The sequence below is a fragment of the Kitasatospora sp. NPDC041917 genome (assembly GCF_055589745.1).
Window position 1 is genome coordinate 90,992 of record NZ_JBVJBI010000016.1, and the last position, 16,586, is coordinate 107,577.

Annotated in this window: 13 protein-coding genes; 4 read left to right on the top strand and 9 right to left on the bottom strand. The window is 75.1% G+C overall.

Annotated features, from left to right (window positions below; translation table 11 throughout):
- Positions 1-7: 7 nt before the first annotated feature.
- The 8 genes from ACZ6EM_RS20940 to ACZ6EM_RS20975 form a co-directional block, all read right to left on the bottom strand.
- The gene (locus ACZ6EM_RS20940; RefSeq protein WP_465772972.1) at positions 8-4,747 is read right to left on the bottom strand and encodes an amino acid adenylation domain-containing protein; all 4,740 of its coding nucleotides are present in this window, start codon (positions 4,745-4,747) and stop codon (positions 8-10) included.
- A 144-nt stretch (positions 4,748-4,891) separates the two neighbouring features.
- On the bottom strand, positions 4,892-6,136 hold the full coding sequence (locus ACZ6EM_RS20945; RefSeq protein WP_452178862.1) for a glutamate synthase-related protein: 1,245 nt from the start codon (positions 6,134-6,136) through the stop codon (positions 4,892-4,894).
- A 50-nt stretch (positions 6,137-6,186) separates the two neighbouring features.
- Positions 6,187-7,179: an asparagine synthetase A gene (locus ACZ6EM_RS20950; protein WP_359898265.1), complete on the bottom strand. Its 993-nt coding sequence runs from the start codon at positions 7,177-7,179 to the stop codon at positions 6,187-6,189.
- Between the two features lie 134 nt (positions 7,180-7,313).
- The gene (locus ACZ6EM_RS20955; RefSeq protein ID WP_401048334.1) at positions 7,314-8,645 is read right to left on the bottom strand and encodes a methylaspartate mutase; all 1,332 of its coding nucleotides are present in this window, start codon (positions 8,643-8,645) and stop codon (positions 7,314-7,316) included.
- A gap of 26 nt (positions 8,646-8,671) precedes the next feature.
- A complete protein-coding gene (locus ACZ6EM_RS20960) occupies positions 8,672-9,115 on the bottom strand; it encodes a cobalamin B12-binding domain-containing protein (RefSeq protein ID WP_359898267.1) in 444 nt (147 codons plus the stop codon).
- 155 nt (positions 9,116-9,270) lie between these two features.
- On the bottom strand, positions 9,271-10,545 hold the full coding sequence (locus tag ACZ6EM_RS20965) for a helix-turn-helix domain-containing protein (protein WP_401048332.1): 1,275 nt from the start codon (positions 10,543-10,545) through the stop codon (positions 9,271-9,273).
- Between the two features lie 388 nt (positions 10,546-10,933).
- Complete coding sequence (locus ACZ6EM_RS20970) at positions 10,934-11,368, bottom strand: DUF7144 family membrane protein (RefSeq protein ID WP_401048330.1); 435 nt, start codon at positions 11,366-11,368, stop codon at positions 10,934-10,936.
- Positions 11,369-11,520: 152 nt separating this feature from the next.
- On the bottom strand, positions 11,521-12,786 hold the full coding sequence (locus tag ACZ6EM_RS20975; protein WP_452178856.1) for a hypothetical protein: 1,266 nt from the start codon (positions 12,784-12,786) through the stop codon (positions 11,521-11,523).
- Between the two features lie 394 nt (positions 12,787-13,180).
- Between ACZ6EM_RS20975 and ACZ6EM_RS20980 the strand changes: the two genes are divergently transcribed.
- Both ACZ6EM_RS20980 and ACZ6EM_RS20985 read left to right on the top strand, forming a co-directional pair.
- A complete protein-coding gene (locus ACZ6EM_RS20980; protein ID WP_401056028.1) occupies positions 13,181-13,684 on the top strand; it encodes a DUF6325 family protein in 504 nt (167 codons plus the stop codon).
- Positions 13,685-13,754: 70 nt separating this feature from the next.
- The gene (locus ACZ6EM_RS20985; RefSeq protein ID WP_401056026.1) at positions 13,755-14,045 is read left to right on the top strand and encodes an SHOCT domain-containing protein; all 291 of its coding nucleotides are present in this window, start codon (positions 13,755-13,757) and stop codon (positions 14,043-14,045) included.
- A 61-nt stretch (positions 14,046-14,106) separates the two neighbouring features.
- Here ACZ6EM_RS20985 and ACZ6EM_RS20990 read toward each other — a convergent pair whose 3' ends face one another.
- The gene (locus tag ACZ6EM_RS20990) at positions 14,107-14,643 is read right to left on the bottom strand and encodes a hypothetical protein (protein WP_452178854.1); all 537 of its coding nucleotides are present in this window, start codon (positions 14,641-14,643) and stop codon (positions 14,107-14,109) included.
- Between the two features lie 177 nt (positions 14,644-14,820).
- Between ACZ6EM_RS20990 and ACZ6EM_RS20995 the strand changes: the two genes are divergently transcribed.
- Both ACZ6EM_RS20995 and ACZ6EM_RS21000 read left to right on the top strand, forming a co-directional pair.
- The gene (locus ACZ6EM_RS20995) at positions 14,821-15,174 is read left to right on the top strand and encodes a hypothetical protein (RefSeq protein ID WP_465772973.1); all 354 of its coding nucleotides are present in this window, start codon (positions 14,821-14,823) and stop codon (positions 15,172-15,174) included.
- A complete protein-coding gene (locus ACZ6EM_RS21000; protein ID WP_401055868.1) occupies positions 15,171-16,577 on the top strand; it encodes a DUF2252 domain-containing protein in 1,407 nt (468 codons plus the stop codon). The genes ACZ6EM_RS20995 and ACZ6EM_RS21000 overlap by 4 nt, the downstream gene beginning before the upstream one ends.
- The last annotated feature ends 9 nt before the right edge of the window (positions 16,578-16,586 follow it).

The following is a 16,586-nucleotide window of genomic DNA, read 5'->3' on the forward strand; positions in this document are numbered from 1 at the left end:
CGGCCCGTCATCGGGCGGCCAGCCGTTCGGCGATGGCGCTCACGGTCCGGGCCCGGAACACCAGTTGCGGGGGGACGCGGCTGCCGGTCTCCCGGGACAGCCGCATCGCGACCCGGACGGCGGCCAGCGAGTTGCCGCCGATCCGGAAGAAGTTGTCCTCGCGGCCGACCTCGGCGAGGTCGAGCACCTCGCGCATCGCCTCGGCGACCAGGCGTTCGGCCTCGGTCAGCGGGTCGGCGGCCACGGTGGCCCCGGAGCCGTCGGTGGCCCCGGCCGCGTCGGCGGCCCGGCGGCCGGCCGGGGCGGGCAGCGCCTTGCGGTCCACCTTGCCGTTGTGGTTGAGCGGCAGGGCGTCCAGGACGTCGAGGGTCGCGGGCACCATGTGCTCGGGCAGCAGGGCGGCCAGGTGGTCGAGCAGCGCGTCCGGGGCGGGGGCGCCGGCGGCGACGGTCACGTAGGCGGCGAGCCGGCGGTCGCCCGGGGCGGGCTCGTGGACGGCGACGGCGGCCTCCCGGACGGCCGGGTGGCGGGTGAGCGCGTCCTCGATCTCGCCGGGCTCGACCCGGAAGCCGCGGATCTTCACCTGGTCGTCGATCCGGCCGGTGACCTCCAACAGGCCCTCGGCGTTGAGGTGACCGAGGTCCCCGGTGCGGTAGAGGCGCTCGCCGGGGGCGCCGTACGGGGAGGCGACGAAGCGTTCGGCGGTGAGGCCGGGCCGGCCGAGGTAACCGTGGGCGAGACCGTCGCCGGTGGCGTACAGCTCGCCGGTCGCGCCGGGCTCGACGGGGCGCAGCCGCTCGTCCAGGACGAGGACGCCCTTGCCGTTCAGCGGGACTCCGATCGGGACGGAGGCACCGGCGGTGTCGGCGGGGCCGACCCGGTGGCAGGTGGTCAGGCCGAGGCTCTCCACCGGGCCGTAGCCGTTGGCCACCGCCAGGCCCGGGTAGGCCTCCAGGGCCTTGGCCACGTGGGTGACGGAGGCCCGCTCGCCGGCGGTGAAGGCGAGCTTGAGGCCGTCGTAGGTCTCCGGGAACTCCTCCAGCAGGAAGTTGAACAGGCTGGCGGAGAGCTGGAGCTGGGTGACGCCGTGGCGGCGGGTCAGCTCGGCGATGGTCTGCGGGTCCGGGCGCTGGCCGGGCTGGAGGACGCAGGCACCGCCGAAGCAGAGCGCGCCGTACAGCTCCAGAGCGAAGGCGTCCCAGGAGACCGGCGAGCACTGCAGCCAGACCTCCTCGGGGCCGAAGCGGGCGTAGTCCTGGCCGAGGTAGGTGGTGGTGAGCGCGCGGTGCGGGACGGCGACGCCCTTGGGGCGGCCGGTGGAGCCGGAGGTGAACATCACGCAGGCGAGGTCGGCGCCCTCGACCGGCAGGCCGAGGTCGTGCCCCGCGTACCGGGCGAGTTCGGCGGCCGCGGCGTCCAGGTCCACCTGCCGCCCGACCGGGAAGGGCACGACGGCGTGCCGGTGGGTGACCACCGTGGCGGCGCCGGTGTCGGCGACCGCGCCGGCCAGCCGCTCGGACGGGAAGTCCGGGTCGAGCAGGGTGTAGGCGGCGCCGGCCTTGAGGGCCGCCAACAGGGCGACGACCAGCTCCGGCCCGCGCTCGGCCAGCACCGCGACGGTGTCGCCGCGCCCGATGCCGAGGCCCGTCAGGTGCCGGGCGAGCCGGTTCGCGGCGGTGTTCAACTCGCCGTAGCCGACGCTCCGTTCGCCGGAGATCAGGGCGACGGCCCGCGGGTCGCGGGCGGCCCGCGCCTCGAACAGGGCGTGCACCGGCACCTCGACGGCGGCGGCCAGGGTGCCCAGCCACTCCTCGCACAGGCCGGCCATGGTGTCCGGGGCGAAGAGGTCGCTGTCGTACTCGAAGCGGCCGGTGAAGCCGGTGCCCAGGTCGTCCACCGAGACGGACAGGTCGAAGCGGGAGACCGGGTTGGAGTGCAGGGCCCGGGTGACCTCGTGCCCGCCGACCGTGAACGGCCGGGGGTCCAGCGGGTGCAGCTCCAGCAGCACCTGGCAGAGCGGGTTGCGGTCCTCGGGGCGTTCGTCGAGCACGGCGCCCGCGATGTCGTCGAAGGGCACCTCCTGGTGGCGGTAGCCGCCGATCGACACCTCGCGCACGTGCCGGACCAGTTCACGGAAGGAGGCGCCCTCCTCCAGCTTCAGCCGCAGCGGCAGCAGGTTGACGAAGTAGCCGATCAGGCCGTCGAGTTCGGCCCGGCCGCGGACGTTCACCGGCGAGCCGAGCACCAGGTCGCGCTGCCCGGACCGGCGGTGCAGGGCGAGGGCCAGCCCGGCCAGCAGCACCATGAACGGGGTGGCGTCCTCGCTGCGGGCGAGCGCCCGGACGGCCTCGGCCACCGGACCGGGCATGGCGAAGCGGTGGAAGGCGCCGCGGAAGGCCTGCTCCTCGGGCCGGGGCCGGTCCGGCACCAGCGCGTCGGCGGTCGGCGCGTCGCGCAACTGCTCGCGCCAGTAGTCCAGTTGCCGCTCGGCGGTGTCGTCCTGGTACTGCCAGGCGGCGTAGTCGCCGTACTGGACGGCGAGCTCCGGCAGCTCGGCGGGCCGGCCCTCGGCCAAGGCGGCGTACAGCTCCTGGAGTTCGGCCTCCAGCACGGCCAGCGAGCCCTCGTCCCAGACGATGTGGTGCAGGAGCAGCAGCAGCGTGGTCGCCCCGTCGGCCCGGAAGACCCGGGCCCGGACCAGCGGCCCCCACTCCAGGTCGAAGGGCTCCAGCGCGGCCTCGGCGACCAGGGCGTCCACCTCCTCGGCGGTGGTCTCGGTGAGCGTGAACGGCAGTTCCACGGAGGGGTGGACGACCTGCCGCGGACCGTCCTCGGCGAGCTCGAAGGTCGTCCGCAGGCTCTCGTGCCGCTCGACCACCCCGGCCAGCGCCCGCCGCAGCAACTCGGGGTCGACCGGCCCGGAGAAGCGGAACACCCAGGGCACCACGTAGGTCGGCGCGTCCGGGTTCCACTGGTCGAGGAACCACAGCCCGCGCTGGAACTTGGACAGCGGGGCCTGGGCGGCGCCGGAGCGGACCGGGGCCGGGCGCGCGCCGCCGGACGCGGAGGTCACCGCGGCGGCGAACTCGGCCAGCGTCGGCGCGTCGAAGATGGTGTACGGCGACACCATGCCGAAGACGTCGAAGACCCGGCCCACCACCCGCACGGCCGTCAGCGAATCGCCGCCCAGGTGGAAGAAGTTGTCGTCGGCGCCGACCTCCGGCACCCCGAGCACGTCCGCCCAGACCGCCGCGATCAGCTGCTCGGCGGGGGTGCGCGGCGGGCGGCCGGCCGGCTTGCCCTGCGGCACGGTCCGCGGCTCGGGCAGCGCCCCGCGGTCCACCTTGCCGCCGGCCGTCAGCGGGAAGGCGTCCAGCGCGGTGAGCGTCGCCGGGACCATGTGCTCGGGCAGCCGCTCGGCCAGCCAGGCCCGGGCCTCGGCGTACCCCGGCGCGGCGCCGGTGACGTACGCGGCCAGCCGGCCCTCGTGCGCCACCACGACGCATCCGGTGACACCGGGGTGACCGGCCAGCACCTGCTCGACCTCGCCCGGCTCGACCCGGAAGCCGCGGATCTTCACCTGGTGGTCGCCGCGGCCGAGGAACTCCAGCGGGCCGTCCTCGGCGGCGCGGCGCACCAGGTCGCCGGTGCGGTACATCCGGCCCCCCCGGGCCCCGTCGGCCTCCGCGAACGGGTCGGCGACGAAGCGGCCGGCGGTGAGGCCGGGACGACCGAGGTAGCCGGAGGCCAACAGCGGCCCGCCGACGTACAGTTCGCCCGCCTCGCCGGGCGGCACCGGCCGCAGCCGCCCGTCCAGCACGTGGAGGCGGCGCGCGCCGACCCCGGTGCCGATCGGCACCCGGGCGGCGGGCTGCTCCGGCGTGCCGTCGAGCCGGTGGGTGGTGGCGGTGACCACGGTCTCGGTCGGGCCGTAGGCGTTCAGCAGCGGCACCCCGGTCGCCGACCACCAGGCGGCGGCGGTGGCGGGCTCCAGCTTGTCGCTGCCGGAGATCATCAGCCGCAGGGTGCGCGGCACCCGGCCGCCCAGGGCCGCCACCACGTCCTGGAAGTAGCCCGCGGCCAGGTTGGCGACGGTGACACCCTCGGCGTCCAGCAGGTCCAGCAGCGCGGCCGGGGCCAGGAGCCGCTGCTCCGGCAGGACCAGGCAGGCCCCGGCGGACAGCGCGCCGAGCACCTGCTCGACGGCCACGTCCACGGTCGGACGGGCGAACTGCAGCACCACGTCCCGTTCGGTCAGGCCGAAGGTCTCGACGACACCGGCCAGGTGGCCGGCCAGGGCGGCGAGCGGAACGTGCACGCCCTTGGGGCGGCCGGTGGTGCCGGAGGTGTAGATGACGTAGCCGGCGCCGGCGTTCCCGCCCGCCCCTCCGCCGATTTCGGTGAGCTCCTCGCCGTTCAGGGCGAGGTGGGCCCCGGCGTCCTCGGCGATCCAGCGGTTGCGCTCCTCGGGGGCCTCCCCGTCCAGCGGCAGGTAGGTGGCGCCGGCCCGCAGCGCCGCGAGCAGCGCGACCACGTGGTCCAGCCGGTCGCGGCCGGTCACGGCGACCGTCCGGCCGGGGGCGAGCCGGGCGGCGAGGGCGGCGGTCAGGCCGTCCAGCTCCCGGTAGTCGACCGTCCGGCCGCCGGCCCGGACGGCCGGCCGCTCCGGGAAGCGGGCGACGGCGGAGGCGAACGGCGCGAAACCGGGCGCCGTGAATTCGGTGGGGAAACCGCGCGAGGACATCATCCAACCCCAGATCGTGAGAGAAATCGGCGACGAAAGCGACGATAGGGGGAATTCGACGGCCCTATCGGCAGAATGAGCGGAAGGAAATCGGCAGTTTCATCATGCCGCTTTCCAGGCAGGCCAGGGCTACCGGCCGAGGGTGTTTCAGGAATTCTCGGGGGACCAGACGTCCGCCCCGTCCAGGGCCTCGGGGGCGTATTTCCCGAGCGAACTGATCAGCAGTCGGAGTTCCAGCGCCAGGCATTCCGCGAAACGGCGCAGACCGGATTCCCGGTCCTCCGCGACGGCGAGCAGCGCCGCCCGTCCGAGGCCCACCGCACGGGCCCCCAGCGCCAGGCTCTTGACCGCCCGGGCGCCTTCCCAGATCCGCCCGGAGACCAGCAGGGAGGGCGGCGGCGCGGCCGCCAGCCGGCGCAGGCACTCCGCGAGCGGCAGGCCGACGTGCGGCAGGAACACCCCCGGCGCCCAGCCGGTGCCGCCCTCGGCGCCGTCCACCACGACGGCGTCCGCTCCGGCCTCGTGCGCCACCCGGGCGGCCTCGGCCACGTCCCGGCCGGGGTAGAGCTTCACCCAGATCCGCACCCGCGGGTAGTTGTTGCGCATCAGCCGGATCTGCTGGCGCAGGATCTCCGCGGTGAAGGTGCCCGGGGTGGCGGCGCGCAGCACCCGGCCGTCGCCGAACAGCGGGTCCAGCCCGAAGCGGTCGCCGAGCGCGGCGGCGGCTTCCGCGTCCAGCACGGTCATCCCGCCCAGGCCCGGCTTGGCCCCCTGGCCGACCTTCAACTCGAAGGCCAGCCGCCCGGATTCGAGCAGCGGAAGGGCGGCCGGATCGCTGTGGACGAGGTTCCACACCTCGGCGTCGGCGTCCTCGGTGCTCTGCTGCACGGCCACGCCGCCGAGCCCGTCCGGGAGTTGCTCGCCGTAGGCGCGCAGCCGGCCGAGCAGGGTGCGGTCGGCCGCCTCACCGAGCCGGCCGTAGCCGTTGACCGGCACCACGTTCTCGCCGATCACCATCGGGATCCCGAGCGCCCCGGCCTGCCGGCTCAGGGCCAGCCCGAGGTCGCCGCCGGCCGCCCGGGTGGAGCCGGTCGCCGACACGTAGACCGGCAGCGCCGAGGCGAACCCGCCGATGGCGGTGGCGAGTTCGACGTCCCGGTAGTCGGGTTCGCGGCCGAGGTCGATCAGCTTGGCGAGCCGCTGCGGCAGGAACAGCGGCGGGACGATCCGCAGGGCGTCGAGCGCGTCGTTTTGCGCGGGCTCCCCGGGCCGGCCGGCGCCGAACAGCACCCGCCCGTACTCCTCGGCGGGCGGGAACGCCGCGGCCGCCCCGACGCGGGCCCGCCGCCGGACCTCCTCCTCCGGAAAGCCGGGCGCGGTCAGGTCCTTCACGGCGGCGGCGTCCGCCCCGCTCCGCTCGACGGCGGGCTCGCTGCGCTCCCTCACGGTGACACCACCCCGGCGACCTTGGGGAACGCGCTGGCCTGCCAGACGGCGTCCAGCCCGGCGACGTACCGGGTGAGCCGCTCGACCCCGATGCCGAAGCCCGCGCTGGCCGGCACGCCCTCGCGCACCAGGTCCAGGTACCAGCGGTACTTCTGCGGGTTCTCGCCGGTCTCCCGCATCCGGGTGACGATCTCCGCGTAGTCGTTGGTGCGCTGGCTGCCGCTGCACAGCTCGCCGTAGCCCTCGGGCGCGAGCAGGTCGAAGTTCCGCAGCAGGCCCGGGTCCTCCGGGTGCTCGCGGTCGTAGAAGCCGCGCGAGCCCTTCGGGTAGTCGGTGACGAAGAACGGCCGGTCACGCCGGTCCGACAGCAATGCCTCGCCCTCCCAGTCGAGTTCGGCGTCCAGGCTCTGCGGGTGCCCGATGCCGCGCAGTTCGGCCACCGCCTCGGCGTGCCGGACGCGGCCGAACGAGCCCTTCAGGAGCTCGGCGAAGGCCTGCGGGTCCCGGCCGAGTTCGGCGAACTCCTTGGGCAGCTCGCGCACCGTGCTGTCGACCATGTGCACCACCAGCTCCTCGGCCAGCTGGACGGCGTCGTCCCGGCTCGCGCCGGCGACCTCCACGTCCAGCTGGTGGAACTCGGCCAGGTGCCGGCTCGTCCCGGCGGTCTCCAGCGGCTCCAGCCGGACGTTCGGGGCGATGCAGAAGATCTTGTCGAAGGCGAGCAGCGAGGCCTGCTTGTACAGGATCGCGCTGGTCATCAGCTTGTAGCGGTGGCCGTAGAAGTCGATGTCCACCTGCTTGGAGCCACGCGCACCGGGGTCGGTGACCGGGCCGATGATCGGCGGCAGCAGCTCGGTGAAGCCCCGGCCGCGCAGGAACTCGCGGGCGGCGGCGAGCAGCTGCTGCTGGATCCGCAGGGCGCTGCGGGTGGTCGGGGCGGTCAGGTGCCGGCCCGGATCGACCGGGGGCCGGGGCGTGGTGTCGGGCATGATCGGGGTCCTGTTCTCTCGGGTGGTCCGTGGCCCGCCGTCGGAGGCGCGGGCGGTCGTCGGTGGTGGAGCGGCGGGCGGGCGGGGGTGCTTGAACGCCGGGCGGGTCGGGGCCTCGCGGCCCGGCGGGCGGCTCAGCGCGCCACCGGCAGGCCCCGGGCGGCGGACGCCGCCACGGAGGCGGCCGCGTACTCGGCCCGGCCGTCGTAGCCGCGCCGGACGTGGGAGAGGGCGGCCAGCAGCCCGGCCGAGCCGAGGATCGGCGCCCGGCCGCGCTCGACGAGCCCCGCGATCGGCATCGAGCCGACGCCGGACCAGTGCAGCCGGCCGTCCGGGCCCAGCGAACTGCCGGTCCGCCCGGCATTGTCGGGGTGCAGGCAGTACGGCACGTCCAGGTAGCCGGCCGCGAACGCCCGCACCAGGGCCCGCCCGACGTCGGCGTCCAGGTCGAGCACCGCGCCGATCAGCGCCCTGGCCTCGGCCTCGATCCCGGTGTCCGGCGCGGCGACGGGTCGTGGCCGGCCCCGCTCCGCCGCGGCGGCCGCGGCCGCGGTCTCCAGCGCCCGGACGTTCTCGGCGACGGTGGGGATGCGGTGCGCCTCGGCCGTGGTCTTGACGATCAGCCGGGCCGCGCCGCCGCGCACCGCGAGCCGCGCCGCGTCCTCCAGCAGCAGCCGCGCGCCGCCGGGCGAGCGCGGGTACACGCCCATGTACGCGTACACCACGAGGTGCCGGTCGACGTCCGCGAGCAGCTCCCCCGCGATCCGGCCGAGCGCGGCCAGCGCCTCCTCGTCCTGGCGGGCGTTGGCCTGCTGGGCGTAGCTGAGCGAGATGCTGCGCAGCCCGTTCTGACGGAAGAACAGCGCCTCCAGCACACTGATGGCGATCAGCAGCGAGGGCGGGCAGAGCTGTCCCATCATGCAGCCGCCGAACGTCTCCAGGTGCGGCTCGGCGCCGAACTCCCGGACGGAGGCGAGGATTTCGCAGCTGCGCCGCCAGCGCGCCACCGCCTCGTGCAGCGGGGTGCGGCCGTACGGCAGGCAGTAGGAGACCGGTCCGCCCTCGGTGGCGTCCAGGCCGGCCGCCAGCAGCGCCTCGACGATCCGCTCCGGCGCGGCCGAGCCGTGCCGGACCTGCACCGGGAAGCCCGCGTCCGCCACCCCGCGCAGCACCTCCCGGGTGACCTCGACCGGGTGGGTGACGATCGGGTAGCCGTTGAGGCCCGCCCCGGCGGCCAGGGCGCGCCGCGCGGCGTCGAGGTCGCCGGTGCGGGTGTAGCTGTCCAGGGTGATGGTGCCGACGGTGACGGCGGCCGCCCCCCGGGTGGCGAGCAGGCCCTCCCGCATCACGGCCGCCCGCGCCATGCCCATCCGGGGCTGGACCACCAGGGCGCCGGCCTCGGCGGCCTGGGCCACGAACGCGCCGAAGCCCGCCCGGGCGGGACCCGTCACTGCGGGGCCCGTCACCACAGGATCCGTCACCACAGGATCCGTCACAGCAGGACCCCGGAGCGCAGTCCGCCGACGAACTCGCGGAACCCGGCCACTGCGGCGCCCTCCTCGAAGACCGCGTCGAAGCCGGCCGCCAGCAGCGTCCGCTCGCGGTCGGGGTCGTCGGCCCCGGCGATGCCGAGCTTGCCGCCGATGACGGTCGGGGTGCGCCGCAGTTCCGGGCAGGCGCGGAGGGCCTCGATCACCCGCAGGCCCTCCTGGAAGCCGTGCCCGTTGACGCTGCTGATCACGATCAGGTCCGGTTCGATCCGGCGGCATTCGGAGATCAGCAGCGCGTCCGGGACGCATGCGCCCAGATTCGTCACCCGGTGGCCCGTCTCCTCCAGCAGGAACTGGAGGAAGACCAGGTTCCAGGTGTGCGAATCCGAGGCCGTCGTCGTCACGACGACGTCCAGACCGTTCTGTTCGGCGTTTCCGTGCTCCACGACTCAGCCCTCATCGGTAGAGATCCTCGATGGCGTTCCGGCGCGTTCCCGCGGCGGTCCGGCCCCACGGAGAACGCTAGGAACGATCGGGCCCGGCAAGCGGCAGCTCCTGCGGCATTAAGCGGCAGAATCGGCAGCCGTTCGACGCCTCACGGTCAGCCCGCGACGGCCAGCAGCGGGCCGTCCCCCGCCGGCCCCAGCCGGATCCCGGGCTCCTCCCGGACGAGGCGCCGGCACAGGTTGAGCACCGTGAAGCGCACGCCGTCCCGGGCGGGCACGCTGCGGATCAGCCCGCGCGACAGCAGTTCGTGCACCGTGGCCAGGCAGGCCTGCAGCGTCCAGCCGCTGCGGACCACCGCGTCCTCCCCCGACCAGTCCCCCGGCTCGTCCACGAGCACCTCCAGCAGGGCGCGCTGGCGCTCCGTCAGGCGCCGGATCGCCGGCTCCACCTCGTCCCGCAGGTCACCGCGCGCACCGAACACCACGGGCGGCGCCGCCAGCGTGAACGGGACGACCGCCAGCCCGGCCACCAGCTGGGAGGTGGACTGCACCAGCGCCCACCCCGCCGCGCGCTCCAGCGCGCCCGGCAGGCCGTCCAGGCGGCGGCAGAGCTCCGCGACGGCGGGCGCCTCGGAGCGCTCCAGGGTGTAGCCGGGGCGCAGCCGGCACAGGTGCGAGAGCAGCAGCCGGACGGCCCCGACCTGCGCCAGCGCCTCCGGTTCGGCGTCGAGTTCGGGGGCCGGGACGGGCAGCGGCGCGAGCGGGATGACCTGTCCCCCGGGCAGCGGCCGGGCCTCCCGGGCGGTGATCAGCACCCGCAGCCCGGGGCAGCGGTGGAACAACCCGTCCAGCTGCCCGGCGTCCACCCCGCCGTCGGCGCCGTCCAGCACCAGCAGGGCGGGCCGCTCGCCGATGTCCCGGGCGAGGTCGTCCAGCGGCGCGCGCCAGAGGTGCGGGCCGCCGCCGCAGTCCACCCAGCGCACCGACCAGCGGACGGCCAGGTGCAGCCGGCGGGCCACCTCCAGGGCGAGCCGGGTCTTGCCGACCCCGCCCAGGCCCACCAGCGAGACCAGCCGGTCCCCGTGCACGGCGAAGGCGTCGGCCAGCACCTCGGCCTCCATGTCCCGGCCGACGATCGCCCCGCGGGCCACCGGCGGGGCGGCCGGCTCGGCCACCGGCTCGTCCGCGAGCGGGTGCCGGCGGGCGGTCTCCTCGAAGTCCGTCCGGCTGCGGCCCTCCAGCCGCAGCGCGTCCGCCAGCAGCCGGACGGTCTCGTTGCGGGGCCGGCGCACCCGGCCGCTCTCCATGTCCCGGATCGCCCGCACGCTCAGGGTCGCGTGATCGGCCAGGCACTGCTGGGTCAGCCCGACCCGCTCGCGCCGTAGCCGCAGCAGCTCGCCGAAGCCCGCCGCCGTTCTCACCGCTTGCACCGACTGCCCGCCGTCCATGCCTCGTCTGCCCTTCGTGGTCCGGACTCCTCCTGGCGTCGGGACCGGTGGCGGCCTCAGCTCCGGGCGCCCGCACGGCCCGTGGTCCGGCCGTACGGGACCCGGCGATCAGGCTGTGGCCTCCGACCGGCTCCCTCCGGTCCCCGATGCTCCTGGCTCGCCGTCTACGCCCGATCAACGGCCGATCACCGGCCCCACCCACGACCTTCACCCGGGCCTCACAGGCCGTCCCGCCGCCCGTCCGGGCCGGACGGGGACCCCTCCGCGGCGGGACGGCGTCGATGCTCCCGGTGGGCACGCAACGGCCCGGACCTCGGCGGATGCCGGGATCCGGGCCGGTCTAACGGTCAGGGACGGGCCTCCTCGGGGGTCATTCGGCCGCCTGCTTGAGGCCGCCGTGGCACAGCCCCCAGATGACGAGGGCGTCGATCGCGATCAGGACGATCGCCCACGCCGGGTAGTAGGGCAGCCACAGGAAGTTGGCGATCATTCCCAGCCCGGCGAGGGCGACACCGAAGATCCGGGCCCAGAGGGCGCCGCTGAAGACCGCCACGCCCGCCACGACGATCAGGACGCCGAGGATGAGGTGGATCCACCCCCAGCCGGCGCTGTTCAGCGAGTACGCGTAGTTGCGGGTGACGACGACCAGGTCGTCCTTGGCGATGGCGGAGATCCCCTCGAAGACCGCCATGAGACCGCCGGTGATCAGCATGACCCCCGCGAAGATGGTCCACCCGGACGCGTATGGGTGCCGCTGGGGCTGGGGGATCTGGCTGCTGCCGACTCCACTGACGCTGCTCGTCATGACGGTGACTCCTTCGATGGCAACCGCCTCGCGGACCGCGGTAGGCGGGAGGGTGGAACAGAAGTCCTACGTTCACGGTAGAACCGGATCCCCGTCCTGTCGTGGCGCGGACCGGCCGCGGCCGTGGCCCGGACGTCCCTGGTGGAGCCCCTTCAGCTCTCCTCCCGGGGGTTCTCGGCGCCGCCGCCTCCGGACGCCCCGCCGCCTCCGGGCGCGTCGGCCCCGCCGGGCGCACCGCCCCGTCCTGGGCCGGCGACCCGTCCGGAGGCGGCGAGCAGGGCCAGGACGGCGAGGACCACGAGGAGCACCAGGACGAGCAGCAGCACGGTCAGCACCGTCGGGTGGTTCCAGAGGGCGAACACCAGGGCCACGATCAGCAGCGCCGCGAGGGCGAGCCAGCGGCGGTGGGCGTCGGTCCAGGTTCCGGCCCGTCCGGTGTGCACGCCGTGCGCGCCGCTCCAGCCGGCGACCGAGTCGGCGGCGTGGTCGGCCCCGCCGCGCACGGCCCGCGGCAGCCGTCCCGCCCCGGAGAGGTAGGCGCCGAGCGCGACCACCACGCCCAGGACGACGAGGGTGCGCAGGCTGACCTTCAGGAACCTCAGCAGCGTGTCGAAGACCGCGGCCGCGGCATCCCGGGACTGCACGGCGGGCGGCAGGTGGTCGAGGTAGTAGTGCCGGGCGATCACCAGGGCGATCGCCACCACCAGGCCGGCCCCCGCCGCGCCGAGCGCCGTGGACACCAGGGCCCGGCGCCGGCGCCGGGCCAGCAGGACGCCGACCAGACCGATCACCACGGTGATCACCGGCAGCCAGTTGCCCATCACGTCCAGCGCGTGCGCGGCCCCGCGGACCTTGGCCAGCTTGTCGGACTGGAACAGCACCAGATGCTTGTTCACGTCCGGGATCTTCTCGGCCGGTGTCAGCCCCGCGGCCACCAGCTGGTCCTTCAGCTGGTCCACGGCCTTCCCGACGTCGAGGGTGACCGTGCCGTCGCTGACTCCGACCGCGCCGCGGCCGTGTCCGGTCAGGGCCTGGACCACGGCCGTGTGGGCGGCGCGGTTCGCCTGCGTCCAGACGGTGTCGAAGGCGTCGCTCCGCACGACCTTGGTCGCCGCCTTGGAGACCACCTGGTCCACCGCGTCGTCGATCTTGGGCCCCAGCGACTTGACGGCGGACGCGGCCCGGGGCGGCAGGCCCTGCGACTGGAGCCAGGCGGCCAGGTCGGAGGCGACCTCCGGACCGTCCACCTTCACGTCCACCGCCCGGGTGATCCGGTTGACCGCGGCGTCCTGGATCGCGGGGTTCGTGGCCAGCGGCGCGACCGTGCTGACGTACCGGTCGGTGTCCAGCGCGATGTCGTGCACCCAGACGGTGAGCAGCGAGACCGGCACCAGGATGCAGGTCAGCGTGATCAGCACGGCCGAGACGGTGCTCCTGACGATCCGGCCCGCCCGGGAGGGGTGCCGGGGCCCCGCGGTGGCGCCTCCGTTCACCGGCCCGCCCGTCGGGGGCTCGGACGGCTGGGGTTCACTCGGCCCGTTCAACGGCCCTCCCGGCATTCGCTGCGCGGCCACGGCGCCGCTGGACACCATTCACGCCGCAGGGGCCCCCGCCCGGCACCCCGGGCTGGGCCACCCGGACGAGGGGCGCGACCCGGCCGCCCGCCCTCCGCCCGGTCCGGGACGTGCCCGGCACCGGGCCGCCGCCTCACCCCGGGCAGGTGATCCGCCGGCGCGTCGGCGGCCCGTACGGTCGGTATCAGCGCCCGGCCCGCCGGGACGGGCGAGGGACTCCCCCGAAAGGAGCACCGCCATGGCCGAGGACGTCCTCGCCGAGACCGGGCCCATCGACTACGTGGTGGTCGAGTTCCCCGGCAACCGGATGACCGGGGAAGCACTCCCGCTGCTGGTCGACCTGGTGGACCGGAATGTGATCCGCATCCTGGACTTCGCGTTCGTGCGCAAGGACGCCGACGGCACCGTCACGGGCATGGAGATCGCCGATTTCGACGGCGACGGCCGACTGGACCTGGCCGTCTTCGAGGGCGCCGGGTCGGGCCTGCTCGACGCCGGCGACCTGAGCGAGGCCGCCGGGGTCATCGAGCCCGGCAACTCGGCCGGTGTGCTCATCTACGAGAACACCTGGGCCGCCCCGTTCGCCACGGCCCTGCGCCGGGGCGGTGCCCGGCTGGTCGCCAGTGGCCGGGTGCCGATGCCCGAGCTGCTGCGCTCCCTGGACGAGCTGGACGGTGCCGGCGGGAACGAACCGACGGACGCGCCGGGCGGCTCCGCCTCCGGGCCGTCCGCCACCGCGTGAAGCCCCGGCACCTGAAGCCACCGGGACGCGAAGTCGCCGAGACCTGAAGCCACCGAGAGGAGTACGCGTCATGCCTGGACTGCTGCGCGGTGTCGCGCGCACCGCCGTCGTCGCCGGAACGGCGACCGCCGTGTCCAACCGGGTGTCCCGTCGCCAGGCGGGCCGTTGGGCGCAACAGGAGGTGGCGGCCGAACCAGCACCGCCGCCCCCGCCGCCCGCTCCCGCCGCACCCGCCGCACCCGCCCCGACGGGGGTGGACGCGAAGATCTCCCAGCTGCAGCAGTTGGCGCAGCTGAAGGACCAGGGAGTCCTCACCGAGGAGGAGTTCGCCACGCAGAAGCAGCGGCTCCTGGCCGGCTGACACCGCCGGCACGGTACTGAGCACCGTCGGCACGGCGGCGGCCTCACCCGCCGCGGGTGATTCAGTGCCCGACGGCGACCTTGGCCGCCACGATGACCAGGCCCAGGAGCAGGTTGACCACCCCCTCGGCGAGGATCTGGCCCGACGAGGCGCCCGCCCGGCGGGCGCCCAGCGTCGCCCAGGCCACCTGCTGCGCCACGGCGACACCGAGGGCGAGCCAGGCGTTCTCCCCCGCCCCCAGCCACGGGCTGACCAGCACCGCCAGGGCGGGCAGCGCCGACGCCTCGACCAGCGGCCACTCGTGCCGGCCGACCTCGCGCACCTGGCTCCAGGTGACCTGGTGGCCGGCCTCGCGCTCCCCCGCCACCAGCGCGTAGACGTGCGCGATCCAGAACACGATCCCGGTGATCACCAGCAGCAGGATGAGCGACAGCCGGGGGTGCGGTTCGGTGAGGCTGGAGGCCGCGATCACGGAGGCGGCGAGCATCGAGCCGTACACCGCTCCGGCGTAGTCGGTCCGCTTCCGGATTCCGCCCCGGGCCGGGTCGCGCGGGGCCGGGTCGCGCGGGGCGGGGGTACCACCGCGGGACGTTGTCACGACGCCTGCTCCCGTCATCGCCGCGGAGACGGCCGATGGGGTCCGTCGCGGCCATCATCACCCGCACCGCGGGTTCCGGCACGGCCGCGCTCACCCACGCCGGGTGACCCGGGCTCCGGCCACCGCCCCTAGCGTGAGGGGAAGGATGTTTCCCTCCCCCGCAAGGAGGCGAGCCCCGTGCTCGGTACCCACCACCAGGCGTCACGTCCCACCACCACGACCTCACCCGACGAGGTCGGACGTGTCGGATGGATCGTGGTCGGCGCCTCGATGCTCATGGCCGGCGCGATCGGCCACGCGCTGTCCGGCATCCTCGCGATCGCCAGGGAACTCCTGCGCCCCGCGCCGCAGCGCGCGCCCACGCCGGTCCGCCCCGTGCACCCGGCCGACCTCGGCATCGAGGAGAAGGACGGCTGGATCCTCATCACCCTCCTGTTCCTCCTGACCGGCACGATGGCCCACGCCGTCGCGCACGTCGTCGAGACCATCAGACAGGCCACCCGGACCACGCACCGGCAGGTGTCGGCATGACGTCGGCACCGACCGGGGCGCCCGGCCGGCCCCCGGGAGCCGACGACGGTGAGCGGGTGGAGCGGTCGGCCCCCGACTCGGTCTCGGCGGGGCGGCGGGCCCGCCGGAACGTGCCGCGCTCGGCCCACGGGACCTGGACCCCCGGGCCGGACCGCGCGGACCCCGTCGACGTCCTGGAGGCCCAGGCCGCCACCCGCGTCCCGGAGCTCGTGCCGATCCGCTACGGCCGGATGGCGGCCTCCCGGTTCGCCTTCCTGCGCGGTGCGCCCGCCATCATGGCCGCGGACCTCGCCACCGCCCCGAACACCGGCCTCACCGTCCAGCTCTGCGGGGACGCCCACCTGTGCAACTTCGGGCTCTTCGCCTCGCCGGAGCGCGCCCTGCTCTTCGACCTCAACGACTTCGACGAGACCCTGCCCGGCCCCTTCGAGTGGGACGTCGAACGCCTGGCCGCCAGCATCGCCGTGGCCGCACGCGAGAACGGCGAATCCGACGCCTCTGCCCGGGCCGTGGCGCAGTCGTCCGCCCGGGCGTACCGGCTCGCCATGCGACGGCTCGCCGGCCTCGGTGAACTCGACGTCTGGTACGAACGGGTGGACACCGCCGAACTGCTGCCGCTGGTCCAGCAGTCGAAGTACCGCAAGCGCGTCCGGACCACGATCGCCAAGGCACGCGCGCGCACCAGCCTGCAGGCCCTGGCCAAACTCACCGAGCCCGGCCCGGACGGCGAGCCCCGGATCGTCGCCGACCCGCCGCTGCTGGAACCGATGGACCCCGCCGACCTGCCCCACCTGCGGCAGATCCTCCTGGACTACCGGGACACCCTGCCGGAGGAGCGGGCGGCGCTGCTCGACCGCTTCGAACTGATCGACGCGGCCCGCAAGGTGGTCGGCGTGGGCAGCGTGGGCACCCGCTGCCACATCGGCCTGTTCCGCGCGCGCGCCACCGGCGAGCCGCTCTTCCTCCAGGTGAAGGAGGCCGAACGGTCCGTGCTGGAACCGCACCTCGCGCCCAGCGTCCACCGGCACCAGGGCCGCCGGGTGGTCGCCGGACAGCGCCGCCTCCAGGCCGTCAGCGACATCTTCCTCGGCTGGGCCACCGGCCCGGCCGGCCGCGACTTCTACTGGCGCCAGCTGCGCGACATGAAGGGCTCCGCCGTCATCGACGGCATGCCCAAGGGCCTGCTGGACGGGTACGCCGAGCTGTGCGGCCGCACCCTCGCCCGCGGACACGCGCGCACCGGGGACCGCGTCGCCATCGCGGCGTACCTCGGTTCCGGCGACGTCTTCGACCGCGCGATCGCCGACTTCGCCCTCACCTACGCCGACCTGACCGGCGCCGACCACGCCGCGCTCACCGCCGCGATCGACAGCGGCCGGATCACCGCCCGGTCCGGGGTGTGAGGCGGCCCC